The organism is Streptomyces sp. NPDC048182 (assembly GCF_043202555.1).
Classification (GTDB): domain Bacteria; phylum Actinomycetota; class Actinomycetes; order Streptomycetales; family Streptomycetaceae; genus Streptomyces.
The window spans coordinates 66,219-90,001 of sequence record NZ_JBIDAQ010000001.1 but is presented as its reverse complement, the minus strand read 5'-3'; the positions used below and the strand labels follow the sequence as shown (position 1 = coordinate 90,001).

Below are 23,783 nucleotides of genomic sequence, written 5' to 3'. Positions count from 1 at the left end.
ACCCGCCCGCCCCTCCCGCCCCAGCTGCGGGCAGTCGTGCCGCTGGGGCGGCACGGGTGGGCGCAGCGGCACCCCGCAGCGCCGGGCTGCGCCACGCCCCCCGTAGTGCCGGGTTGCGCAATGACTCCGGGTGCGGATGCGTCGTGGCTGGTCGCGCAGTTCCCCGCGCCCCTGGGGGGTTGCGGTCACGTCGGCTGGATGGTCGCCCGCACTCCCGGGGGGATTGCTGTCACGTCGGCCCCACAGGCACCGACCAGGCATCGGCGCGCCCGGGTCGGGAAACCCTGTGAAGCCTGTTGGCGGTAGCAGGGACAATGGGGCCGTGCGCTACCGCATCCTCGGCACCACCCAGGCCCTCCGCCCCGACGGCACGACCGTCCCGCTCGGCGGGGCGCGGCTGCGTGCCCTGCTCACCGTGCTCGCGCTGCGCGCCGACCGCGCCGTGCCCGCCGGGCTGCTCGTCGACGAGGTGTGGGGCGAGGACCCGCCCGCCGACGCCCCGGGCGCGCTGCAGGCGCTCGTGGGGCGGCTGCGCCGGGCGCTCGGGCCGGAGGCCGTCGCCTCGGCGGACGGCGGCTACCGGCTCGCCGCCACCAGAGACGACATCGACCTGCACCGCTTCGAGCGCCGAGTCGCCGAAGGCACCCGCGCGCTGGCCGACGGCGACGCCGTCAAGGCGGCCGGCGTCCTCGACGACGCCCTCGCCCTGTGGCAGGGCCCCGCCCTCGCCGACCTGCCCGACCGCACCGCCGAGGCGGCCCGCTGGGAGACCCGGCGCCAGGACGCGCTGCGCGCCCGGCACGCCGCCGCCCTGGAGCTGGGGCAGGCCGAGCAGGCGCTGCCCGAGCTGACCGCCCTGTGCGACGCCAACCCGCTGGACGAGCCCCTCCAGGCCCTGCGCCTGCGCGCCCTGCGCGACACCGGCCGCACCGCCGAGGCGCTGGCCGCCTACGACGCCGTACGCCGCCTGCTCGCCGACCGCCTCGGCACCGACCCGGGACCGGAACTGCGCTCCCTGCACGCCGGGTTGCTCACGGCCGAGCCGCCCGAGCCGCAGGCACCCCGCCCCCGCGGCAACCTCCGCGCCCGGCTCACCTCCTTCGTCGGCCGGGACAACGACCTCGCCGCGCTCCGCGCCGACCTGGCCGCCACCCGCCTGGTCACCCTGCTCGGACCCGGCGGCGCGGGCAAGACCCGGCTGTCGCAGGAGGCCGCCGAGAGCGCCGGCGACGCCACCGCCCGCGACGGGGTGTGGCTGGCCGAACTCGCCCCGGTGGACGACCCCGAGGCCGTCCCCGAGGCCGTCCTGACCGCCGTCGGCGCCCGCGAGACCGTGCTCTACGGCGCCGGCGCCGAGGAGCTGCGCGCCGCCGGCGAGCGGCACGACGATCCCGTCGAGCGGCTGGTCGAGCACCTGGGCCGGCGCCGCATACTGATCGTCCTCGACAACTGCGAGCACGTGGTCGAGGCCGCCGCCCGCCTCACCGAGGAGCTGCTCGCCCGCTGCCCGGGGCTGACCGTGCTCGCCACCAGCCGCGAACCCCTCGGCGTCCCCGGCGAGTCGCTGCGCCCGGTCGAGCCGCTGCCCGACCCGGCCGCGCTGCGGCTGCTCGCCGACCGCGGCGCCGCCGCCCGCCCGGGCTTCCGCCCGGACGCCGACGCGGAGACCGCCGCCGCCTGCGCCGAGATCTGCCGCCGCCTGGACGGCCTGCCGCTCGCCATCGAACTGGCCGCCGCCCGCCTGCGCGTCCTCACCCCGCGCCAGATCGCCGACCGCCTGGACGACCGCTTCCGCCTCCTCACCTCCGGCGCCCGCACCGTGCTGCCCCGCCAGCAGACCCTGCGCGCGGTCGTCGACTGGTCCTGGGAGCTGCTCGACGCCGGGGAACGCGACGTGCTGAGCCGGCTCTCCGTCTTCGCCGGCGGCTGCGACCTCGCCGCCGCCGAGGCCGTGTGCGGCCCCGCCGCGCTGGACGCGGTCGGCTCCCTGGTCGACAAGTCCCTGGTCGTGGCCGCCCCCGCGGACGACGGCGAGATGCGCTACCGGCTCCTGGAGACCGTCGCCGAGTACGCCGGCGAACGCCTGGACGACGCCGGCGCCCGCGCCGCCGCGCAACGCGCCCACCTGACGTACTACCGCGAACTGGCCCGCACCACCGACCCGTTGCTGCGCGGCTCGGGCCAGCTCGTCGCCATCGCCCGCTTCGAGCGGGAGTACGAGAACCTGCGCACCGCCCTGCGGCACGCCGTCGCCGAGCGCGACCAGCAGGAGGCGCTGTGCCTGCTGCTCTCCCTCGTCGTGTACTGGCAGATGCGCGACCTGCGCCTGGAGGCCCGCAACTGGTGCGCCGACGTGGTGGCCCTCGGCCCCGACCCGTTCGCCGCGTCGGCGCCCCCGCCCGCCCCCGTGTGGGAGCGCTGCACCGACGCGCCGCCCCCGATGACCGGCGAACTGCTCGCCGAGGCATGGCGCGGCGTGCACCTGGCCCAGCTCGCCACCATGGACACCGAGCTGGACGCCTGGCAGACACCGGCCGCCCAGCGCAAGCTGGAGGCCGTCGCCCGCGCCTACGAGCCCGGCATGCCCCAGGTCTGCCGCAGCCCCGGCATGCTGTGGTTCTTCGCGGTGATACTCACCGACGCCGAGCGCATGCCCGAGGTCATGGAGGCCGCCGTCCGCACCTGCCGCGAGACACCCGGCATGGAGTGGGAGCTGGCCGGCCAGCTCCAGATGCGGGCCAACATGCGCGCCAACCGCGCCGACCAGGCCGCCGAGGCCGCCCGGGACGCCGACGAGGCGCTGGGCATCTACCGGCGCCTCGGCGACAACTGGGGCGTCGCCGAGGCCCTGTCCGCCCGTGCCGAGTCCTGGGAGCGCACCGGCGCCTGGGACCGCGCCGCCGCCGACTACCGCGCCTCCGCCGAGTACGCCGGACGCGTCGGCGCCCGCGGCCACCTCAGCATCCTCCAGGCCCGCCTCGGCAACGTCCTCATCGAGGCCGGCGAGACCGAGCAGGGCGAGCGCATCCTGAACGAGGTGATCGCGGAGACGGACGGCGCGAGCATGGACGGGGCCCGCCCCGCCGCCCGCCTCGCCCTCGCCGCGCGGCTCGCCCTGACCGGCCGGCTCGCCGGGGCCCGCGAGCACCTGGAGCGGCTGCGCGAGGAGTTCTCCATCGCGGCGTTCATCTTCTTCGACTCCGTCATCCTCGGCGCGGAGAGCTGGCTGGACACGCTGGAGGGCCGGCACGAGGAGTCCCTGGCGAAGATCCGCGAGGCCCTGGCGAAGGCCGACGACCCGCTGGCCACCGCCATCGCCCCGCACGCGGGCATGTCCTACCTGGCCGTCGCCGCCATGGCGCTGGCCCGGGTGGACGGCGGACGCCGGGCCCAGGACGCCGCCCGCTGCCTGGGCGCCGCCGACGCCCTGCTGCCGGCCGACCACTTCGCCACCGGTCAGGAGCGCGCCGTGCGCGAGGCCGCCGAGGAGCGCGTCCGCGAGGTCCTCGGCGCCGGGGCCTACGCGGCCGCGTACGCCGAGGGCGGCGGCCTCTCCCTGAAGGAGGCCGCCGCCCTGATGTGACCGAGCACGGAGCGCTCAGGCCTTCGTGCGGAACTTGTACACCGCGACCGGCGCCATCACCGCGGTCAGCCCCGCCGACCAGGCGAGCGTCACCCACAGGCCGTGCGCGACCGGGCCGCCCACCATCAGCCCGCGCGCGGCGTCCGCGAGCGAGGAGAGCGGGTTGTAGTCGGTGAAGTTCTGCAGCCAGCCCGGCATCGACTGGGTCGGCGCGAAGATCGACGAGCCGAACTGGAGCGGCATCAGCACCAGGAAGCCCATCGCCTGCACGGACTGCGCGCTCTTCATGACGACGCCCAGGGTGAGGAACACCCACATCAGCGCCGAGCCGAACACGGCGGACAGACCCACCGAGGCCAGCAGCCCCGGCCAGTGCTCGATGTCGAAGCCCACCAGGACGCCGACGATCATGAGGACGAAGGTGGCGGCCAGCATCCGCATCAGCTCCACCGCGATCTTGGCGAACAGCACGGAGCCGCGCCCGATCGGAAGGGACCGGAAGCGGTCCATCACACCGGAGTTGAAGTCGGTGTTGAAGCCGGTGCCGACCCCCTGGGCCATGTTCATGCCCATCATGGCCATCAGGCCGGGGACGACGTACTGCACGTACGCCTGCTGACCGCCGCCCATCGACTGCCCGATGGAGCCGCCGAAGACGTACACGAACAGCAGCGTGAAGATGACCGGGAACAGGACCGCGTCGAACATCGACTCCGGGTCCTGCCGGATCCACAGCAGGTTGCGCCGGACCAGGGCGCCGGTGTGCCGCAGGTGCGCGCGGAACGGGATCCGCGGATCGCTCAGATCGGCGGAGGCGGCGGGAGCGGGAACGGGGGTGACGGTGGCGGCGCTCATACGGCGACCTCCTCGCGGGTCTCGGTGGGCACGGCGTCCTGCGGGGCACTGGCGCGATGGCCGGTGAGCGAGAGGAACACCTCGTCCAGGCTGGGCAGTTCGGTGACGATGGAGCCGATGGTGATGCCGTGCGCGGTGACCGCGCCGACCACGGCGGTCAGCTGCTCGTCGCTGAGGATCGGCACCAGCACCGCCCCGCGCTCGGCGTCCACCGTGGAGGAGGCCAGGCCGGTGATGCCGAGGCCGTCCAGGAAGGCGGCCAGCGGGCGCACCGCCAGCGGGTCGGCCGGGCGGACCCGCAGCGTACGGCCGCCGACCCGGGCCTTCAGCTCCTCGATCCCGCCATTGGCGATGACCTTGCCCCGGTCCACCACGGTCAGCTCGGAGGCCAGCTGCTCGGCCTCCTCCATGTACTGCGTGGTCAGCAGCACGGTGACGCCCTCGCCGACCATCTGCTTGACCTCGGCCCACACCTCGTTGCGGGTGCGCGGGTCCAGACCGGTGGTCGGCTCGTCCAGGTAGAGCACCTTGGGGCGGCCGATCATCGAGGCGGCCAGGTCCAGGCGGCGCCGCATGCCCCCTGAGTAGGTGGCGGCGGGGCGCCGGGCGGCCTCGGTCAGCGAGAACCGCTCGAGCAGCTCGTCGGCGCGGGTCCTGGCCTCCTTGCGCGGCAGGTCGAGCAGGCGGCCGATCAGGTAGAGGTTCTCCCAGCCCGGCAGCTTCTCGTCCACGGACGCGTACTGGCCGGTGAGCCCTATGGTCCGCCGCAGCTGGCGCGGCTGGCGCAGCACGTCGTAGCCGGCGACGTACGCCTGCCCGGCGTCCGGGGTGATGAGGGTGGACAGGATCCGTACGAGGGTGGTCTTGCCGGCGCCGTTCGGCCCGAGCACACCCATCACGGTGCCCTCGCGCACGTCCAGGTCGACGCCGTCCAGCGCCTTGGTCTCGCCGTAGTGCTTGACCAGCCCCCGCACGGTGACCGCGCTGCCCGCGGCCCGAGGGGTGTCGTCGATTCGCTTCATGCCGATGACTCTGTCAGGACCCACCGACAAAGCACCGACAGCCGGCCGACAGCGCCCGGGCGCCACCGACATCGCACCGACAGGGCCGGCCCGGGCGCCCCCGGGAACGGGACCGGCCCCGCCGACGGGGGAAGTTCGGCGGGGCCGGTGTGGTGCCGCAGTGGCTCCTGGGGGCGTCCTGGCGTCCTAGTGGACGGCGTGCTCCTCCGCCGGGAACGTGCCGCCGACGACGTCGTCCGCGAAGGCGCGCGCCGCGTCGCCCATGACCTGGCGCAGGTCGGCGTACTGCTTGACGAACTTCGGCACCCGGCCGCCGGTCAGCCCGAGCATGTCGGTCCAGACCAGCACCTGCGCGTCGGTCTCCGCGCCCGCGCCGATGCCGACGGTCGGGATGTGCAGGCTGCGGGTGACCTCGGCGGCCAGCTCGGCCGGCACCAGCTCCAGGACGACCGCGAAGGCGCCGGCGTCCTGCACGGCCTTGGCGTCGCGCAGGAGCTGCGCCGCCGCCTCCTCGCCGCGGCCCTGCACCCGGTAGCCCATGGTGTTGACGGACTGCGGGGTGAGGCCGATGTGCGCCATCACCGGGATGCCGGACTCCACGAGCAGCTCGATCTGCCGGTGCGAACGCTCGCCGCCCTCCAGCTTGACCGCCCCGACGCCGGCCTCCTTCACCAGCCGGGTCGCCGAGCGGAGCGCCTGCGTCGGGCCCTCCTGGTAGGAGCCGAAGGGCAGGTCGCCGACGATCAGGGCGCGGCTGGTGCCCCGCACGACGGCGCCGGCCAGCATGCACATCTGGTCGAGGGTGACCGGCACGGTGGTCTCGTAGCCGAGGTGGCAGTTGCCGGCGGAGTCGCCGACCAGCATGACCGGGATGCCGGCCTCGTCGAAGACGGAGGCGGTCATCGCGTCGTAGGCGGTGAGCATCGGCCACTTCTCGCCCCGCTCCTTGGCGGTGACGATGTCCCGGACGGTGATGCGGCGGGTGCCCTTGCCGCCGTAGAGGGCGGGGCCGCGCTGCGGCGCCTGGGCAGCGGGAAGCTGCGTCATGGAACGGCTCCTTCAAGTCATCTCGAGGCGCCCTCACGGCGTCCCCGGACCACCACCCATGGTGGCACCACGTGGCGGGTGGCGGCTAGGGGAGGGCCGGGGGAGGGCTGGGGGGCCCGTCCCGGCTGCTCAGCGGTGCCCTTCCGCGGCGGTCTTCAGCTCGCGCAGCCAGGTCTCCAGGCCCTCGCGCAGGATCCGGGTCGCGGCCGGTACATCCGCCTCGACCTGCGCGCCGGTGTGGGTCTCCTCGGTGCTCACCAGGACGCCGCCGCGCACCGGGGTGAAGCGCCACACGTGCACCCCGTCGATGCGCAGCCCGTCGGCGACCGCCGGTCCGGTCCAGCGCAGGCAGGAGCCCGTCCGCAGCTGCCGGACGGTGGACGTGATGTCCAGGTCGAGGGCGGGGGTCGTGCCGGTGGCCGGCACCGGGATGGTCCAGCGGAACGCGGAGCCGGCGCGCAGCGGCCCGTGGTCGAGGCGCTCGGCGGAGGCGACCGGGGTCTGCCAGGCAGGCCAGCGGGCCACGTCGGTCTGGAGCCGCCAGATCGTGGCGAGCGGCGCGTGGACGACGGTCTCTGTGCGGTACCGGACCGCGGCACCGGGGTCGACGCCGGCGCCGCGGCAGGTGAGGGGGCGATCGGTGGGGGAGGCGTGGGCAGGGGTGGCGAGGGCGGTGGCGGCGAGGGCGGCGAGCAGGGCGAGGCGCAGGGCGGGCATGGGATTCCCCTTCGGCGAGTGAGAGCATGTCGGCTTCGTGAGAAGGTATAACGCCTCACCGATCCGAAGGTCAATAGCGTTCGTGATAGCTTCTAACGGAAGCAACGCGCGACGCGAAGGGCAACAGGCTGATGACTGCGAGCACGGACCCGCAACGCGGCACCCCCCGGGAGCGCTACCGCGACCAGGTCCGCGCCGAGATCAAGACGCACGCCTGGGAGCAGATCGCCACCGCCGGTGCCTCCGCCCTCTCCCTCAACGCCATCGCGAAGCGCATGGGCATGAGCGGCCCCGCCCTCTACCGCTACTTCGCCGGCCGCGACGAGCTGATCACCGCCCTGGTCCGGGACGCCTACCGCGGCCTCGCCGACACCCTCGGCGAGGCCCGGACCGCAGGCGCGGGCCTCGCCGCCCTCGCGTACGCCCTGCGGGACTGGGCCCTGGCGGACCCGCAGCGCTACCTCCTGATCTGGGGCACCCCGGTCCCCGGCTACCACGCCCCCGAGGACGTCACCGGCATCGCGGACGAGATCATGACCCTGCTCCTGGACGCCGCCGCGGAGCTGCCTGACCCCGGCCCGCCGCCGACCCCCTTCGCCGCCCACCTGGCCACCGAGGGCGACTTCGCGGCGGCCCACCCCGCCCCGCCCGAGGCCCGCCGCCTGGCCCTGGCCTTCTGGACGCGGCTGCACGGCGTGCTCTCCCTGGAGCTGGCCGGCCACTTCGGCGGGATGGGCTTCGATCCCGCCCAGTACTTCGCGGCCGAACTGGACGACCTGCTGGCGGGTCGGGTGTGACGCCCGCGATCAGAAACGCGCACGTCGAATGTGCACGTTCTGTCACAGAGGCCCCCGTACACCCCGCGAAGCGGAACTCCCCGCACCGGCCCGTACGTCCTGCTGCCCGTACGGCCGTCACGGGACGGCGGAAGGGAACCGATCATCCCCTAGGGTGCTGACCCAGGGGGCGACGGTGAGCACGGCAGGCAGTGAGGCGGCGGTATGGCGCAGCAGGCGTATGCGACGGAGACGGACAACGGCGGCTCGGGTCCCGAGCGCCCGGGAGCCCGGCTCCGGAGCCTGCTGAAGCGGTGGGCGGCGGGCTGGCGGGACCGGCGGATCTGGCGCCGCGGGCTGATCACGGCCGCCGTCGCCCTCATCCTGGCCGTCGTGCTGGCCGGGCACGCCCGCATCCCGAACCGCATCGGCAACCTGGGCAGCCTCACCGAGACCTTCCTGCCCTGGTTCGGCCTGCTGCTCCCGGTGCTGCTGGTGATCGCCCTGGTCCGCCGCTCAGCGACGGCGCTGATCGCGCTGGTCGTCCCGGTGTGCGTGTGGCTCAACCTCTTCGGCGGCCTGCTCTTCGACAAGAACGGCACGGCCGGCGACCTGATGGTCGCCACGCACAACGTCAACGCCGAGAACGCCGACCCGGCCGGCACCGCCCGCGCGGTCGCCGCGTCCGGCGCGGACGTGCTCGCCCTCGAGGAGTTGAAGGCGTCGGCGGTGCCGACCTACGAGAAGGCGCTGTCCTCGACGTACGGGCACCACGCGGTGGTCGGCACGGTCGGGCTGTGGAGCAAGTACCCGATGAGCGACGTGCGGGCCGTCGACATCCGGCTCGGCTGGCAGCGCGCGATGCGCGCCACGGTCGCGACGCCGTCCGGGCCGGTCGCGGTCTACGTCGCCCACCTGCCCTCGGTCCGGGTCAAGCTGGAGGCCGGCTTCACCGCCCGGCAGCGGGACACCAGCGCGGACGCCCTCGGCGAGGCCATCGCCGACGAGAAGCTGCCCGCGAAGATCCTGCTCGGCGACCTCAACGGCACGATGAACGACCGCGCGCTGCGGGCCGTCACCTCCCAGCTGCGCTCCCCGCAGGGCGCGGTCGGCGACGGCTTCGGCTTCAGCTGGCCGGCGTCCTTCCCGATGGCCCGCATCGACCAGATCCTGGTCACCGGCGTGGAACCGCAGAGCAGCTGGACCCTCCCGGAGACGGGCAGCGACCACCTCCCCATCGCCGCGCGTGTGAAGGTCGACACACCGGGCTCCTGAGATTGTCCTTCGGAATACCCGCCCTGAGAGCCTTTGTTCCGTACGGGAACATTAGCTGGCTTCTGAAAGGCGAGTCTTCTTCATGCCCCTGGCCCTGCTTGCCCTGGCCGTAGGCGCTTTCGGCATCGGTACCACCGAGTTCGTGATGATGGGCCTGCTGCCCGACGTCGCGGACGACCTGCACATCTCGATCCCCACCGCAGGCCACCTGGTCTCGGCGTACGCGCTCGGCGTCGTGATCGGCGCCCCGCTGCTCGCGGCGGCGACGGCGCGGATGTCCCGGCGCACGGTCCTGATCGCCCTGATGGGCCTGTTCGTCGCGGGCAACGCGCTCTCGGCCGTGGCCCCGGGGGAGTACTCCCTGCTGGCCGCCCGCTTCGTCAGCGGCCTGCCGCACGGGGCCTTCTTCGGCGTCGGCGCGGTGGTCGCCACCGGCATGGTCGCCCCGGAACGCCGGGCCCGCTCGGTGTCGCTGATGTTCCTGGGCCTGACCGTCGCCAACATCGTCGGCGTCCCGGCGGCCACGGCGATGGGCCAGCAACTCGGCTGGCGGGCCACCTTCCTGGGCGTCAGCGCGATCGGCGTGGCCGCCATCGCGTCCCTGGTCGCCCTGATCCCCCGCGACCACGCCCCGGCCCCCGCCACGGGCCTGCGCGGCGAACTGGCCGCCCTGCGCTCCGTCCCCGTCTGGCTGGCCCTCGGTACGACGGTCGCGGGCTTCGGCGCGCTCTTCGCGGCGTACAGCTACGTGACGCCGATGCTGACGGACGTCGCCGGGTACGCGGAGTCGAGCGTGACGCTGCTGCTCGCCCTGTTCGGCGTCGGCGCGACGGCGGGCAACCTGCTGGGCGGGCGCCTGGCGGACCACTCCCTGCGGGGCACGCTGTTCGGCGGGTTGGTGTCGCTGGCCGTGGTGTTGGGGCTGTTCCCGCTGCTGATGCACACGCACGCGGGCGCGGCCCTGGGGGTCGCCCTGCTGGGCATGGCGGCGTTCATCACCGGCTCCCCGCTCCAACTGATGGTGATGGAGAAGGCGTCGGCGGCCCCGTCCCTCGCCTCCTCCGCCAACCAGGCCGCCTTCAACCTCGCCAACGCCGGCGGCGCCTGGATCGGCGGCCTCACCCTCGCGACGGGCCTCGGCGCCACGTCCCCGGCGACGGCGGGCGCGGCCCTGGCGGTCCTGGGCCTCGGGGTGGCGGCCACGGCGTGGGCGGTGGACCGGCGGCGGGCCTTCGCGGTGCCCGCCGGGCGGGTCGTCGCCGGGCACGTCACCCGTGAGGGGTCGGGTTCGGTCAACTCCCCGCGTCCTTCTGCCTCTGCGCCTACGGTGAGTGGGCAAAAGGGCGGAGGGTGCGGATGTCGGACGACAGTGACGAGCCCGGCTGGGAGGTCGACCCCGACGACGAGTGGGGCATGGCCGTCACCGCCACGGTCGGGAGGCAACTGAAGCTGCGGCGTGAGGCAGCGGGCATGCGGGTCACGGAGTTCGCGGCGGCGATCGGCTACGGCGAGGATCTGATCCGCAAGATCGAGAACGGGAGCCGGATTCCGCGCCCCGAGTTCCTGGTGAAGGCGGACAAGGTCCTCAACGCGGGCGGGCTCGTCACGGCGATGGCCGAGGACGTGGTCAAGGTCCGGTATCCGAAACGGGTACGGGAGTTGACGAAGCTTGAGGCCAAGGCGGTGGAGATGGGGCTGTACAGCACCAACAACATCCACGGCCTGCTCCAGACCGAGGAGCACATGCGGGCCCTCTTCGACGTCTGGCTGCCCGCCTACTCGGAAGAGGAGACCGAGCGCATGGTGGCCGCCCGGCTGGACCGTCGAGCGGTGTTCGACAGGAAGCCGGCGCCGATGCTCAGCTTCGTGCTGGAGGAGGTGACGCTCCGCCGTCCCGTCGGGGGCAGGGAGGTACGCCGTCGGCAGCTGGAGCATCTGCTGGAGCTGGGCCGGTCGCGGCAGGTGTCCCTCCAGATCGTGCCGATGGACACAGTGGACCACTTCGGGACGGGCGGGATGATCGAGGTGCTCAAGTTCCCGGACGGAACCGGCGTGGGACGCTCGGACGGGGCGTTCGGCGCCCGGCCGGTGACCGAGCCGAGGCAACTGCGCATCCTGGAGCTGCGCTATGGCATGATCCGGGCGCACGCGCTCACGCCCCGAGAGACGCGGGCCGTCATCGAGCAGATGCTTGGAGAGACATGATTCCCGTACCCGAAGACGCCTCCGCGCCGGCATGGTTCAAGAGCAGCTACAGCAGCAGCGGCGACGGCAACGACTGCGTCGAGATAGCGGCGGCCCCCGCCACCATCCTCATCCGCGACTCCAAGCGCCCCCACGGCCCCCGCCTCTCCGTCACGCCGGAGGCGTGGGCCCGGTTCGTGGACGGGAGCTGACCCGTGCCCCCCGTGATCGTCGTCGCGCAGACAACCGTGGACGACGAGGACAAGGCGACCGCGTTGGCGCGCGGCGCCGTGGAGGCCCGCCTCGCGGCCTGCGCGCACATCGACGCACCGCTGACGGCCGTCTACCGCTGGCAGGGCGCCGTGGAGACGGCCCGCGAATGGCGCGTCTCATACAAGACGACGGCGGCCCGCCTCCCCGACCTCGCCGCCTGGGTCGACCGCGAGCACCCCTACGACGTCCCGGAATGGATCACCCTCTCGGTGACGGGCGGCTCGGAGGCGTACCTGACCTGGGTCGCGGAGGAGACGAAGCCCGCCGATCCTTGATGGCGTCACGGAGGGAGTTGATCCGCATGGCGAGAACCGTCATCGATCTCGACGAGGACATGGTTGCCGCAGCCATGCGCATCTTCGGTACCAAGACGAAGGCCAAGGCCGTACGCCTCGCGATGGAGGATGCCGTGAAGCGTCACCTCCGGCAAGAGTTCTTCGACGCCATGGACGCCGGTGGCCTCGACTTCAACGAGATCGTCGAGGCCACCGGCCCCCGCAACGCCGACGGCTCACTCAAGCGCGGCACATGGCACGACGGGGGTCCCGCAACTTGATGCAGGACCGCTACCTGATCGAGCCGCTCCACGAGCGCTACCCGCTCGCCGTGTGCCATCCCACCGAGTACGAGATGGTCCACTCGGCGCGGGACAGCGCGGAGGGGCTGCGCATCAGCACGTGGCTCCACGCCTTCGACTACCTGCCGACGGGCGACGACACCTTCACCCGCGCCCTGGAAGTCCAGCGCCACGCGCTCAACGCCGGCTTCCACCGCGCACTCTCCCTGCCGGATCTGCTCATCGCCGCCACGGCAGAACTGAACCGGCGGACGATCCTCCACTACGACGGCGACTTCGACATGATCGCCTCCCTCACCGGCCAGCCCGCCGAGTGGGTCGTCCCGCCCGGCACCGCCGACTGAGGTATCCGCTCAGCCCTTCTTCAGCTCCTGGGCGAGCATCACGAGGATGCCGCTGGGCCCGCGCACGTACGTGAGCTTGTAGATGTCCTCGTACGTCGCCACCCCCCGCAGCGGACGGCAGCCGTGCTTCGCGGCCGTCTCCAGGGCCTCGTCGATGTCGTCGACGGAGAAGGCGACGCGGTGCATGCCGATCTCGTGGGGGAGCGTGGGCTCCGTCTCGATCGCCTCGGGGTGGATGTACTCGAAGAGCTCCAGGCGCCCCTGTCCGTCCGGCGTCTGGAGCATCGCGATCTTGGCGTGGTTGCCGTCGAGGCCGACGGCGGTGTCGGTCCACTCGCCACTGACCGTGTCCCGGCCGATGACCGTGAGGCCGAGGTCGGTGAAGAAGGAGATCGCGGCTTCGAGATCCCGGACGGCGATGGCGACGTTCTCGAGTTTGATGGCCATGCGCCGCATGCTAGCTGTCTCGCGGGGGTCAATCTCCCTGGGACCAAGCGGCGGTCGGCAGCGACAGGTAGACGCCGAAGTCGGTGATCCCGGTGGCGGCACCGATGTCCGCGTGGAGCGCGTCCACGCGCTCCTGGCGATCGGCCTCCCTGCTGGCGGACCACTTCGACCTGACCTCGATCACCACTGTCAGGCCGCTGCGGTCCAGCGGACCCAGCGGCCGGAAGCGAATCTCGACATCCCCGGGTTGCAGATCGCCGTCGTACGGTTCCTCGGGGCACTCCACGGCCAGGGACACCAGGTGCGGCAGCACCGAGCCGAGTTCGCGCAGCTGAGGCTCGGGCACCGTGGGCGCGTAGGTCACTTCGACGAGCGGCATACGCGAAATCCTAGACGGAGACCGGACAGGAGCGTCCGCCTTGATCTCGACCTACGGCTACAGCACCGGCAACGACTTCCGCAGCTCGAAGGCCGTCACCTGGGAGCGGTACTCCTCCCACTCCTGGCGCTTGTTCCGGAGGAAGAAGTCGAAGACGTGTTCGCCGAGGGTCTCCGCGACGAGGTCGCTGCGCTCCATGAGGCCCAGGGCCTCGCCGAGGTTCTGGGGGAGGGGCTCGATGCCCAGCGCGCGGCGTTCCGCGTCGGAGAGGGCCCAGACGTCGTCCTCGGCGCCCGGCGGGAGCTCGTAGCCCTCCTCGATGCCCTTCAGGCCGGCCGCGAGCAGGACCGCGTAGGTGAGGTACGGGTTGGCGCCGGAGTCGATGGAGCGGACCTCGATGCGGGCCGAGCCGGTCTTGCCGGGCTTGTACATCGGGACGCGGACCAGCGCCGAGCGGTTGTTGTGGCCCCAGCAGATGTAGGACGGGGCCTCGCCGCCCGCGCCAGCGGTGCGCTCCGAGCCGCCCCAGATGCGCTTGTAGGAGTTGACCCACTGGTTGGTGACCGCCGAGATCTCCGCCGCGTGCCGCAGCAGGCCCGCGATGAAGGAGCGGCCCACCTTGGAGAGCTGGTACTCCGCGCCGGACTCGTAGAAGGCGTTGCGGTCGCCCTCGAAGAGGGAGAGGTGGGAGTGCATGCCCGAGCCGGGGTACTCCGAGAACGGCTTCGGCATGAAGGTGGCCTGGAGGCCCTGCTCGAGGGCGACCTGCTTCATCACCAGGCGGAAGGTCATGATGTTGTCCGCGGTGGACAGCGCGTCCGCGTAGCGCAGGTCGATCTCCTGCTGGCCGGGAGCGCCCTCGTGGTGGGAGAACTCCACCGAGATGCCCATCGACTCCAGCATCGTGATCGCCTGGCGGCGGAAGTCCATGCCGATGTTCTGCGGGGTGTGGTCGAAGTAGCCCGAGCTGTCGGCCGGGGTGGGGACCCTGCCGTCCACCGGCTTGTCCTTCAGCAGGAAGAACTCGATCTCCGGGTGGGTGTAGAAGGTGAAGCCCAGGTCGGAGGTGCGGGCCAGCGCGCGCTTGAGGACGTAGCGCGGGTCGGCGAAGGACGGGGAGCCGTCGGGCATCAGGATGTCGCAGAACATCCGGGCCGTGCCGGGGGCCTCCGCGCGCCAGGGCAGCACCTGGAAGGTGGACGGGTCCGGCTTGGCGATCATGTCGGACTCGTAGACCCGGGCGAAGCCCTCGATGGCGGAGCCGTCGAAGCCGATGCCCTCGTCGAAGGCCTGCTCCAGTTCGGCGGGGGCCACGGCCACCGACTTGAGGAAGCCGAGCACGTCCGTGAACCACAGGCGCACGAACCGGATGTCGCGCTCCTCCAGCGTCCGGATCACGAACTCCTGCTGCTTGTCCATCTTCCGCTTCCCCATCCTCGCTGGTCAGGCCGCCCGTATCCGTCGGGAGTGGAGGCGGTCGGGCACCTGAGCATCACACCACAACGCCATTACGTCCGCGTTGCGGCCCGCACGGCCCGGCCTGCCCCGGCCGCACCGCTCTCCCCGCAGCGTAGAGGCCACCTGTTCGATCAGGCCATTCCGGGCGGCCACCCTCCAGGATTACGATCAGCCCACTCACCCCCCTTTCCGGAAGGGCACACCCCATGGGTTCCGCCAAGAAGACCAGCAACACGGCGCGGCAGGCGCGCATAGCCGAGATGCGGCGCGCCGAAGAGGCCCGCGAGCGCCGGAACCGGGTCCTCACGATCGCCGTGAGCGCCCTGGTCGTCGCCGGTCTCGTCGTCGGCGGGGTCGTCCTCGTCCGCTCGCAGTCCGGCGGCGACGACGCGGACACCGCGTCCGACGCCAAGAGCAGCGGCAAGTTCGTCACCGGCGCCGACGGCGTGCGGACCTGGAAGGGCACCCTGGCCCGCAACCACGTCGCCAAGAAGGTGACGTACCCGATGGAGCCCCCGGTCGGCGGCGACCACAACCAGGTGTGGATGAACTGCAACGGCGACGTCTACACCAAGCCCCTCCAGAACGAGAACGCCGTGCACTCCCTGGAGCACGGCGCGGTCTGGGTGACCTACACCGACAAGGCGCCCAAGGCCGACGTCGAGGCGCTCGCGGCGAAGGTGAAGAAGACGCCGTACTCGCTGATGAGCCCGGACGACAAGCAGGCCGACCCGATCATGCTGAGCGCCTGGGGCCACCAGCGCACGGTGACCGGCGCGAGCGACCCGAACGTGGACAAGTTCTTCGCGCAGTTCGTGCAGGGCGAGCAGACGCCCGAGCCCGGTGCGGCCTGCACCCAGGGGCTCTCCCAGTGAGTCCCGCCAAACGCGAGCGCGCCGGCTGGATCGCGGGGGCCGCCGCCGCGGCGCTCGTGGCGGCCGGCGCGATCACCTACGCCGTCGCCGGCGACGACGGCGCCGCCCGCACCCCGGCGGCCGACTCGGCGGACGCCGGGTTCGCCCGGGACATGTCGGTGCACCATCAGCAGGCCGTGGAGATGTCGTACATCGTGCGGGACCGGACCAAGGACGAGGAGGTACGGCGGCTCGCCTACGACATCGCGCAGACCCAGGCCAACCAGCGCGGCATGCTGATCGGCTGGCTCGACCTGTGGGGGCTGCCGAAGGTGTCCGCCGACCCGCCGATGACGTGGATGGGCATGGGCGACGCGCCGAGCGCCGGGGCCGGCTCCCTGATGCCGGGGATGGCCACCGACGCCGAGATGGCGAAGCTCGGCAAGCTGGACGGCCGGGCCGCCGAGGTGCTCTACCTCAAGCTCATGACCGCCCACCACCAGGGCGGCGTGCACATGGCCAAGGGGTGCGAGCAGAAGTGCACGGTGGGGGTGGAGAAGCGGCTGGCGCAGGGGATGGTCGCGTCCCAGGAGTCGGAGATCCGGCTGATGGCGGACCTGCTGCGCGAACGGGGAGCGGCGCCCTGACCGGTTCGCCGCCCCCCCCGACCGTCTGCTCGGCCTACTCGGGGATCACGATCTGCCGCGTGCTGGTGGTGTCGTAGTCGACGCCGTACTTGGTCGCGTGGTGGGTGCAGCTCACCGTGATGGTGCGGTAGGTGGGGCCGACGCCGTAGACCCAGTTCGACGGGAAGTGGACGTCGACGAGGGCGCCGCCGTTCTCCGAGTCGTAGTCGGTCGTGTAGCCGTTGAAGTCGTACGCGTTGCAGCGGACGTTGATGTAGTCCGCGTCGACCCGGTCGTTGCTCGCGTTGGCGAGCCGGGAGTAGCCGCGGATCTCCACGCGGCGACCGGGCTGCCCGTTGGGGGCGTTCGTGTACCCCTCGACCTGGATGACGCCCTGCAGGACATAGGACGGCGCGCCGCCGCCCCCGCCACCGCCGCCACCGTCGCCGCCCCCACCGCAGCCGTCCCCGATCTCGATGGGGCACTCGACGTCCACGGCGGCGGCCGGCGGGCCCATCGTCGCCGTACCCGCCAGGGCGGCGGTCAGGGCTGTGGCCGCGAGTAACGCGCGTCTGAGCATGGGTGCTCCTTCTCCAGGGGGCCGCATATGGCCATGTGCACGACATGTGCGGACCTCAGAGTACTGATCGCGCGGTGCCCGCACAGGCGTTTCCCGACAGAGCCGTCGGCGACGCCAACCCGCCCTATCGCGTCGATCTGACGAATACCGGTGCCTACACTGGCCCCGTGCCTCAACTTCGACTCGCTCTGAACCAGATCGACGCGCACGTGGGCGACCTCGCCCGCAACGCCGACTCGGTCGTCCGCTGGACCCGGCACTGCGCCGAGCAGGGCGCGCACCTCGCGGCGTTCCCCGAGATGGTGCTGACCGGGTATCCCGTCGAGGACCTCGCCCTCAGGTCGTCCTTCGTCGAGGCCAGCCGCGCCGCCCTGCGCGCACTCGCCGCCCGGCTGGCCGAGGAGGGCCTCGGCGAGCTGCCCGTGGTCGTCGGCTACCTCGACCGCTGCCCCACCGACCGGCCGAGGTACGGCCAGCCGGCCGGCGCCCCGCAGAACGCGGCGGCCGTGCTGCACCGGGGCCGGATCGTGCTCAACCTCGCCAAGCACCACCTGCCGAACTACGGCGTCTTCGACGAGTTCCGCTACTTCGTGCCCGGCGACACCCTCCCCGTGCTCCGGCTGCACGGCGTCGACATCGCCCTCGCCATCTGCGAGGACCTCTGGCAGGACGGCGGCCGGGTGCCCGCCGCGCGCTCCGCCAAGGCCGGGCTGCTGCTCTCCGTCAACGCCTCGCCGTACGAGCGCGACAAGGACGACACCCGCCTTGAGCTGGTCCGCAAGCGAGCCCAGGAGGCCGGCTGCACCACCGCCTACCTCGCCATGACCGGCGGCCAGGACGAGCTGGTCTTCGACGGCGACTCCATCGTGGTCGACCGGCACGGCGAGGTCGTCGCCCGGGCCCCGCAGTTCGCCGAGGGCTGCGTCGTCCTCGACCTCGACCTGCCGCCCGCCGCGCCCGACGCCCCGGACGGCGTGGTGGACGACGGGCTGCGCGTCGACCGGGTCGTGCTGTCCGAGGAGCCGCTGCCGGCGTACGAGCCCGAGCTGTCGGGCGGCGTGGCCGAGCGGCTGGCCGACGAGGAGGAGGTCTACTCCGCGCTGGTCGTCGGGTTGCGGGCGTACGTGACGAAGAACGGCTTCCGCTCGGTGCTGCTCGGTCTGTCCGGCGGCATCGACTCGGCCCTGGTCGCCGCGATCGCCTGCGACGCGCTGGGCGCGGAGAACGTGCACGCGGTGTCGATGCCGTCGAAGTACTCCTCGCAGCACTCCCGGGACGACGCCGCCGACCTCGCCCGGCGCACCGGGCTGCACTTCAGGACCGTCCCCATCGCCCCCATGTTCGACGCGTACATGGACTCCCTCGGGCTGACCGGCCTGGCCGAGGAGAACCTCCAGGCCCGGCTGCGCGGCACCCTGCTGATGGCCCTGTCCAACCAGGAGGGCCACCTGGTCCTCGCGCCGGGCAACAAGTCGGAGCTGGCGGTCGGGTACTCCACGCTGTACGGCGACGCGGTGGGCGCGTACGGGCCGATCAAGGACGTCTACAAGTCCTGGGTCTTCCGGCTCGCCGAGTGGCGCAACCGGGCCGCCGAGGAGCGCGGCCAGACCCCGCCCATCCCGGCCAACTCGATCACCAAGCCGCCCAGCGCCGAGCTGCGCCCCGGCCAGGTCGACACCGACTCGCTGCCGGACTATCCCGTCCTGGACGCCGTCCTCGGCCTCTACGTCGACCACGACCGCGGCGCCGACGAGATCGTGGCCGCCGGGTACGCCCGGGACCTGGTCACCAAGACGCTGCGCATGGTCGACACGGCCGAGTACAAGCGGCGCCAGTACCCGCCGGGCACGAAGATCTCGCCGAAGGGCTTCGGCAAGGACCGCCGGCTGCCGATCACCAACGGCTGGCGGGAGACGGGGCTGACACCGCCGCCCGCCTGACCGGGGGCGGGGGCTACGCCTGCCGCTTCAGCTCCGCCAGCGCCTGGTGCAGCGGCTCCGTCGCCCGGCGCCGGTACTCCTGGACCGACCAGGCGTTGCCGTCCGGGTCGGTGAAGTACATGAAGGTGGCGCCGTCGTCGGGCGCGTACTGCACCGGCTCGGAGACCTCCAGGCCCCGGCCCACCAGCTCGGCGTGGGCCGCCTTGATGTCCGCGACGCAGAGCTGGAGGGCCTGGTACGAGCCGGGGGCGGGGCGCGAGCCCGGGCCCATGTCCCAGATGGCGTCGCCGAGCGCGACGGAGCAGCCGGAACCGGGCGGCGTGAGCTGGACGATGCGCATGCCCGGCATGACCTCCTGGTCGATGTCGACGTGGAAGCCGACCTTGTCCCGGTAGAAGTCCCGGGCCCGGTCGATGTCGCTCACGGGCAGCGGGATCACTTCGAGGGTGAAGTCCATGGTCGGCTCCTTCGCGAGGCTGGCGTGCCGTCTCTCACCGAAGCCGAAACCGGCCCGCCCCGCCACCGAAAGGGCCGAAGTCCCCCGGCGCCGGTCGCCGCCCCGCCGGTTACGCTCAAGGCCAGACCTTGATCCGACGGTCGGACAAGCAGACAGGGCGACGAAAGGCAGGAGGCCGGGATGACGGCGCCGGGGCGCAGGAGCAGTACCTTCACGCGACTGCTGCGGCACGGCTTCACCGACCCCTCCGCCGCCGAGCGGCTCCTGGACAGCCAGGAGCTGTCGGCCGTCCGCGACGACCCGGTCCTCCTGGAGGCCCTCGGCGCCACCGCCGACCCCGACCTCGCCCTGCACGGCCTGGTGCGCCTCCTGGAGGCCCAGCCCGACCCCACCGCCCGCCGCGAGCTGCTCGACACCCTCATCGCGTCCAAGCCCCTGCGCGACCGCCTCCTCGGCGTCCTCGGCGCCTCCGAGGCGCTCGCCGACCACCTGGCCCGGCACGCCGGGGACTGGCTCACCCTGGCCACCTACGAGCCCCGCGACCTGCACCGCGGCCTGCCCGAGTTCGAGCAGGGCCTCGCCGAGGCCACCGACCCCGTCTCGCTGCGCGTCGCCTACCGGCGCTGCCTGCTGTCCATCGCCGCCCGGGACGTGTGCGGCACGATCGACCTCGCCGAGACCGCCGCCGAGCTGGCCGACCTCGCCACCGCCACGCTGCGCGCCGCCCTCGCCATAGCCGTCGCCGCCGCGCCCGAGGACGCCGCGCGGTGCCGGCTCGCGGTGATCGCCATGGGCAAGTGCGGCGGCCACGAGCTGAACTACGTCTCCGACGTGGACGTCATCTTCGTGGCGGAGCCGGCCGAGGACACCGACGGCGCCGACGAGGCCAAGGCCATGCGCGCCGCCACCGCCCTCGCCTCCCACCTGATGCGGATCTGCTCCGAGACCACGATCGAGGGCTCCATCTGGCCCGTCGACGCCAACCTGCGCCCCGAGGGCCGCAACGGCCCCCTCGTGCGCACCCTCAGCAGCCACCTCGCCTACTACCAGCGCTGGGCCAAGACCTGGGAGTTCCAGGCGCTGCTCAAGGCCCGCCCGGTGGCCGGCGACCCAGCGCTCGGCGCCGAGTACGTCGCCGCGCTCCAGCCGCTGGTGTGGCAGGCCGCCGACCGGGAGAACTTCGTCCCCGACGTGCAGAAGATGCGCCGCCGGGTGGTGGAGAACATCCCCGCCGCCGAGGTCGACCGGCAGCTCAAGCTGGGGCCCGGTGGCCTCAGGGACGTCGAGTTCGCGGTGCAGCTGCTCCAGCTGGTGCACGGCCGCGCCGACACCTCCCTGCACAGCGGCACCACCCTGGACGCCCTGGAGGCGCTCGCCGCCGGCGGCTACGTCGGCCGCACCGACGCCGCCCAGCTCGACCAGGCGTACCGCTTCCTGCGCTCCATGGAGCACCGCATCCAGCTCTACCGGCTGCGCCGCACCCACCTGGTCCCCGAGGACGAGGCCGACCTGCGCCGCCTGGGCCGCTCGCTGGGCCTGCGCACCGATCCGGTCGCCACGCTGCTGCGCGAATGGCGCCGGCACGCGGCGGTGGTGCGGCGGCTGCACGAGAAGCTGTTCTACCGCCCGCTGCTCGACGCCGTCGCCCAGCTCGGCCCGGGCGAGGCCCGGCTCAGCCCCGAGGCGGCCCGCGAACGCCTGGTCGCCCTCGGCTACGCCGACCCGGCCGCCGCCCTGCGGCACCTGGAGGCCCTCGCCTCCGGCGTCACCCGCAAGGCCGCCATCCAGCGCACCCTGCTGCCGGTGCTGCTCGGCTGGTTCGCGGACTCCGCCGACCCGGACGCCGGGCTGCTCAACTTCCGCAAGGTCTCCGACGCGCTCGGCCGCACGCCCTGGTACCTGCGGCTGCTGCGCGACGAGGGCGCCGCCGCCGAGAACCTGGCCCGGGTGCTCTCCGCCGGGCGGCTCGCGCCCGACCTGCTGCTGCGCGCCCCCGAGGCGGTCGCGCTGCTCGGGGACGGCGACGCGGGCGGGCTCGCGCCGCGCGGGCGGGCCCAGCTGGAGCAGGAGATACTCGCCGCGGTCCGGCGGGCCGACGACGCGGTCGGGGCGGTCACCTCGGCGCGCGGGGTGCGGCGCCGGGAGCTGTTCCGCACCGCCGCCGGGGACATCGTCGGCTCCTACGGCACCGACGCGCACCCCGTCGAGGCCGACCAGGGCGCCCTGGTGGACCGGGTCGGGCAGGCGGTGACCGACCTGACGGCGGCGACGCTGGCGGGCACGCTGCGGGCGGTGGTCCGCGAGGGGTGGGGCGACACCCTGCCGACCCGCTTCGCGATCATCGGCATGGGCCGCTTCGGCGGGGGCGAGCTGGGCTACGGCTCCGACGCGGACGTCCTCTTCGTGCACGAGCCGCGCGACGGGGTGGACGAGCGGGAGGCCGGGGAGGCCGCCAACAAGGTCGTCTCAGAACTGCGCCGGCTGCTCCAGGTGCCCAGTGCCGACCCGCCGCTCATCGTCGACGCCGACCTGCGCCCGGAGGGCCGCTCGGGCCCGCTGGTGCGGTCGCTGAAGTCGTACGAGGCGTACTACCGCCGGTGGTCGCTGGGCTGGGAGTCGCACGCGCTGCTGCGGGCCGCGTTCGTGGCGGGGGACGCCGAGCTGGGGGAGCGGTTCACCGAGCTGGTCGATCCGCTGCGCTACCCGTCCGAGGGGCTCGACGAGGACGCCGTACGGGAGATCCGGCGGCTGAAGGCCCGCATGGAGGCCGAGCGGCTGCCGCGCGGGGCCGACCCCAAGCTGCACGCCAAGCTGGGGCCCGGCGGTCTCTCCGACGTGGAGTGGACCGTGCAGCTGCTCCAGCTGCGGCACGGTTGTGACGAGCCGTCTCTGCGGACCACCCGTACGCGTGAGGCCCTCGCGGCGGCGGCCGGGGCGGGGCTGGTCTCCGCCGAGGACGCGGCGACGCTGGACGAGGCGTGGGTGCTGGCGACCCGGGTGCGCAACGCGGTGATGCTGGTCCGCGGGCGGGCCGGCGACACCTTCCCCACCGACCCGCGCGAACTGGCCGCCGTCGGCCGCTACCTCGGTCACGGGCCTGGCCACGCGGGTGCCATGCTGGAGGACTACCGCCGCACGGCCCGCCGGGCGCGGGGGGTCGTGGAGCGGCTGTTTTACGAGGGATGACCGGGCTGAGCACCGCCCTTGGCTGCGGGCGCGCCGTGGCTGGTCGCGCAGTTCCCCGCGCCCCTAGGGCGTTGCAGCCACGTCGGCTGCGCCGCTCGCCGCCGTAGCTGCGGGCAGTCGTGCCGCACCCCCGCCCCCTCCCACGTAGCTGCGGGCAGTCGTGCCGCTGGGGCGGCACGGGTGGGCGCAGCGGCACCCCGCAGCGCCGGGCTGCGCCACGCCCCCCCGTAGTGCCGGGTTGCGCCACGATGCCGGGTGCGGGCGCGTCGTGGCTGGTCGCGCAGTTCCCCGCGCCCCTAGGGCGTTGCAGTCACGTCGCTACGCCTTCGTCGGCAGCCATTCCCTCCGCCGGCCCGGTGCCGGGCGTGGGAGGGCGTAGGGGAGGGTGCCGTACCACAGGGACGTCACCGTGTAGCCGAAGGCGAGGCAGAGGAGGCCGCCGACCGCGTCGAGCCAGAAGTGGTTGGCGGTGGCCACGATGACCACCAGCGTGGCCACCGGGTAGAGCAGGCCGAGAACCCGCACCCACGGCACAGAGGCCAGCGCGAAGATCGTCAGCCCGCACCACACCGACCACCCGATGTGCATCGACGGCATCGCGGCGTACTGGTTGGACATCGACTTCAGATCGCCGGACGCCATCGAGCCCCAGGTCCGGTGGACCAGCACCGTGTCGACGAAGCCCCCGCCCCGCATCAGCCGAGGCGGCGCGAGCGGATACAGGTAGTAGCCGAGCAAGGCCACCGCGGTGGTCGCGAACAGCACCAGGCGGGTCGCCGCGTACCGCCCGGGATGGCTGCGGAACAGCCAGACGAGGACGCCCAGGGTGACCACGAAGTGCAGGGTCGCGTAGTAGTAGTTCATGCCGACGACCAGCCAAGTCACCGAGTTCACCGCGTGGTTGACGGTGTCCTCGACGTCGAGGCCGAACAGGTGCTCCACCCGCCAGATCCAGTCGGCGTTGCGCAGCGCCGCCGCGCGCTGCTCCGGCACGGCGTTGCGCACCTGCGAGTAGGTCCAGTAACTCACCGCCACCAGCAGGACTTCGAACCACAGCCGGGGCCGGTGCGGGGTGCGCAGCCGACGCAGCAGGCCCCGCCGCCGCGTCCCGTCACCGACGGGGCGTGGAACGTCCTCCTCCGGACGTTCCGGCGGACGTTCCGAGGTCCTGACCGTCGCGTCACCCATGGGCATCAAGTCTGC

23 protein-coding genes are annotated in these 23,783 nt (G+C 73.1%); 13 read left to right on the top strand and 10 right to left on the bottom strand.

Translation table 11 applies throughout. The features are described from left to right. Window positions 1–322 precede the first annotated feature (322 nt). Complete coding sequence (locus tag ACGFZL_RS00420; protein WP_393687819.1) at window positions 323–3,583, top strand: BTAD domain-containing putative transcriptional regulator; 3,261 nt, start codon at window positions 323–325, stop codon at window positions 3,581–3,583. 15 nt (window positions 3,584–3,598) lie between these two features. Here the strand turns inward: ACGFZL_RS00420 and ACGFZL_RS00415 are convergent, their stop codons facing one another. The 4 genes from ACGFZL_RS00415 to ACGFZL_RS00400 all read right to left on the bottom strand — a co-directional run bounded on the left by ACGFZL_RS00415 (window position 3,599) and on the right by ACGFZL_RS00400 (window position 7,224). Further along, on the bottom strand, window positions 3,599–4,438 hold the full coding sequence (locus tag ACGFZL_RS00415; RefSeq protein ID WP_393687817.1) for an ABC transporter permease: 840 nt from the start codon (window positions 4,436–4,438) through the stop codon (window positions 3,599–3,601). Next, the gene (locus ACGFZL_RS00410; protein ID WP_355166757.1) at window positions 4,435–5,460 is read right to left on the bottom strand and encodes an ATP-binding cassette domain-containing protein; all 1,026 of its coding nucleotides are present in this window, start codon (window positions 5,458–5,460) and stop codon (window positions 4,435–4,437) included. Before ACGFZL_RS00410 ends, ACGFZL_RS00415 begins: the two co-directional genes overlap by 4 nt. A 186-nt stretch (window positions 5,461–5,646) precedes the next feature. Then, on the bottom strand, window positions 5,647–6,507 hold the full coding sequence (gene panB / locus ACGFZL_RS00405) for a 3-methyl-2-oxobutanoate hydroxymethyltransferase (RefSeq protein ID WP_393687814.1): 861 nt from the start codon (window positions 6,505–6,507) through the stop codon (window positions 5,647–5,649). A gap of 129 nt (window positions 6,508–6,636) precedes the next feature. Next, window positions 6,637–7,224, bottom strand: a complete 588-nt coding sequence (locus tag ACGFZL_RS00400) for an SRPBCC family protein (protein ID WP_393687812.1) — start codon at window positions 7,222–7,224, stop codon at window positions 6,637–6,639. A gap of 131 nt (window positions 7,225–7,355) precedes the next feature. Here ACGFZL_RS00400 and ACGFZL_RS00395 point away from each other — a divergent pair, with 131 nt between their 5' ends. The 8 genes from ACGFZL_RS00395 (at window position 7,356) to ACGFZL_RS00360 (ending at window position 12,653) form a co-directional block, all read left to right on the top strand. Further along, window positions 7,356–8,021, top strand: coding sequence for a TetR/AcrR family transcriptional regulator (locus tag ACGFZL_RS00395; RefSeq protein ID WP_393687810.1), 666 nt, complete (start codon window positions 7,356–7,358; stop codon window positions 8,019–8,021). Between the two features lie 204 nt (window positions 8,022–8,225). Continuing rightward, window positions 8,226–9,275 carry an endonuclease/exonuclease/phosphatase family protein gene (locus ACGFZL_RS00390; protein WP_393687808.1) on the top strand — a complete coding sequence of 350 codons (1,050 nt, stop codon included), beginning with the start codon at window positions 8,226–8,228 and terminating at the stop codon, window positions 9,273–9,275. A gap of 82 nt (window positions 9,276–9,357) precedes the next feature. Next, window positions 9,358–10,722 carry an MFS transporter gene (locus ACGFZL_RS00385; protein ID WP_393687806.1) on the top strand — a complete coding sequence of 455 codons (1,365 nt, stop codon included), beginning with the start codon at window positions 9,358–9,360 and terminating at the stop codon, window positions 10,720–10,722. Further along, window positions 10,632–11,480, top strand: coding sequence for a helix-turn-helix transcriptional regulator (locus tag ACGFZL_RS00380; RefSeq protein ID WP_393687804.1), 849 nt, complete (start codon window positions 10,632–10,634; stop codon window positions 11,478–11,480). Before ACGFZL_RS00385 ends, ACGFZL_RS00380 begins: the two co-directional genes overlap by 91 nt. Beyond that, entirely contained in the window at window positions 11,477–11,671 is a 195-nt protein-coding gene (locus ACGFZL_RS00375) for a DUF397 domain-containing protein (protein WP_393687802.1), read from the top strand. Before ACGFZL_RS00380 ends, ACGFZL_RS00375 begins: the two co-directional genes overlap by 4 nt. A gap of 3 nt (window positions 11,672–11,674) precedes the next feature. Next, entirely contained in the window at window positions 11,675–12,007 is a 333-nt protein-coding gene (gene cutA, locus ACGFZL_RS00370) for a divalent-cation tolerance protein CutA (RefSeq protein WP_393687800.1), read from the top strand. 26 nt (window positions 12,008–12,033) lie between these two features. Next, on the top strand, window positions 12,034–12,288 hold the full coding sequence (locus ACGFZL_RS00365; RefSeq protein WP_393687798.1) for a type II toxin-antitoxin system VapB family antitoxin: 255 nt from the start codon (window positions 12,034–12,036) through the stop codon (window positions 12,286–12,288). Then, window positions 12,288–12,653: a PIN domain nuclease gene (locus tag ACGFZL_RS00360; protein WP_393687796.1), complete on the top strand. Its 366-nt coding sequence runs from the start codon at window positions 12,288–12,290 to the stop codon at window positions 12,651–12,653. Before ACGFZL_RS00365 ends, ACGFZL_RS00360 begins: the two co-directional genes overlap by 1 nt. A gap of 9 nt (window positions 12,654–12,662) precedes the next feature. On the opposite strand, the gene ACGFZL_RS00355 is transcribed toward ACGFZL_RS00360, so the two are convergent. From ACGFZL_RS00355 to glnA, 3 genes are read right to left on the bottom strand one after another with little or no spacing between them, the layout of a single operon-like run. Then, a complete protein-coding gene (locus ACGFZL_RS00355; RefSeq protein WP_355166771.1) occupies window positions 12,663–13,100 on the bottom strand; it encodes a VOC family protein in 438 nt (145 codons plus the stop codon). Between the two features lie 28 nt (window positions 13,101–13,128). Beyond that, window positions 13,129–13,479: a hypothetical protein gene (locus ACGFZL_RS00350; RefSeq protein WP_393687794.1), complete on the bottom strand. Its 351-nt coding sequence runs from the start codon at window positions 13,477–13,479 to the stop codon at window positions 13,129–13,131. Between the two features lie 57 nt (window positions 13,480–13,536). Then, a complete protein-coding gene (gene glnA, locus ACGFZL_RS00345; RefSeq protein ID WP_355166775.1) occupies window positions 13,537–14,898 on the bottom strand; it encodes a type I glutamate--ammonia ligase in 1,362 nt (453 codons plus the stop codon). A 245-nt stretch (window positions 14,899–15,143) separates the two neighbouring features. Between glnA and ACGFZL_RS00340 the strand changes: the two genes are divergently transcribed. Both ACGFZL_RS00340 and ACGFZL_RS00335 read left to right on the top strand, forming a co-directional pair. Continuing rightward, window positions 15,144–15,812 carry a DUF3105 domain-containing protein gene (locus tag ACGFZL_RS00340; protein WP_393687791.1) on the top strand — a complete coding sequence of 223 codons (669 nt, stop codon included), beginning with the start codon at window positions 15,144–15,146 and terminating at the stop codon, window positions 15,810–15,812. After that, on the top strand, window positions 15,809–16,438 hold the full coding sequence (locus ACGFZL_RS00335; protein WP_393687789.1) for a DUF305 domain-containing protein: 630 nt from the start codon (window positions 15,809–15,811) through the stop codon (window positions 16,436–16,438). The genes ACGFZL_RS00340 and ACGFZL_RS00335 overlap by 4 nt, the downstream gene beginning before the upstream one ends. Window positions 16,439–16,472: 34 nt before the next feature. On the opposite strand, the gene ACGFZL_RS00330 is transcribed toward ACGFZL_RS00335, so the two are convergent. Beyond that, window positions 16,473–16,997, bottom strand: coding sequence for a hypothetical protein (locus ACGFZL_RS00330; protein WP_393687787.1), 525 nt, complete (start codon window positions 16,995–16,997; stop codon window positions 16,473–16,475). A gap of 167 nt (window positions 16,998–17,164) precedes the next feature. On the opposite strand from ACGFZL_RS00330, the gene ACGFZL_RS00325 reads away from it, so the two are divergent. Further along, the gene (locus ACGFZL_RS00325) at window positions 17,165–18,937 is read left to right on the top strand and encodes an NAD+ synthase (RefSeq protein WP_393687785.1); all 1,773 of its coding nucleotides are present in this window, start codon (window positions 17,165–17,167) and stop codon (window positions 18,935–18,937) included. Window positions 18,938–18,950: 13 nt separating this feature from the next. On the opposite strand, the gene ACGFZL_RS00320 is transcribed toward ACGFZL_RS00325, so the two are convergent. Next, a complete protein-coding gene (locus ACGFZL_RS00320) occupies window positions 18,951–19,394 on the bottom strand; it encodes a VOC family protein (protein WP_393687783.1) in 444 nt (147 codons plus the stop codon). 180 nt (window positions 19,395–19,574) lie between these two features. On the opposite strand from ACGFZL_RS00320, the gene ACGFZL_RS00315 reads away from it, so the two are divergent. Then, on the top strand, window positions 19,575–22,580 hold the full coding sequence (locus tag ACGFZL_RS00315; RefSeq protein WP_355166787.1) for a bifunctional [glutamine synthetase] adenylyltransferase/[glutamine synthetase]-adenylyl-L-tyrosine phosphorylase: 3,006 nt from the start codon (window positions 19,575–19,577) through the stop codon (window positions 22,578–22,580). Between the two features lie 318 nt (window positions 22,581–22,898). On the opposite strand, the gene ACGFZL_RS00310 is transcribed toward ACGFZL_RS00315, so the two are convergent. Next, complete coding sequence (locus ACGFZL_RS00310) at window positions 22,899–23,768, bottom strand: phosphatase PAP2 family protein (protein WP_393687781.1); 870 nt, start codon at window positions 23,766–23,768, stop codon at window positions 22,899–22,901. Window positions 23,769–23,783 lie beyond the last annotated feature (15 nt).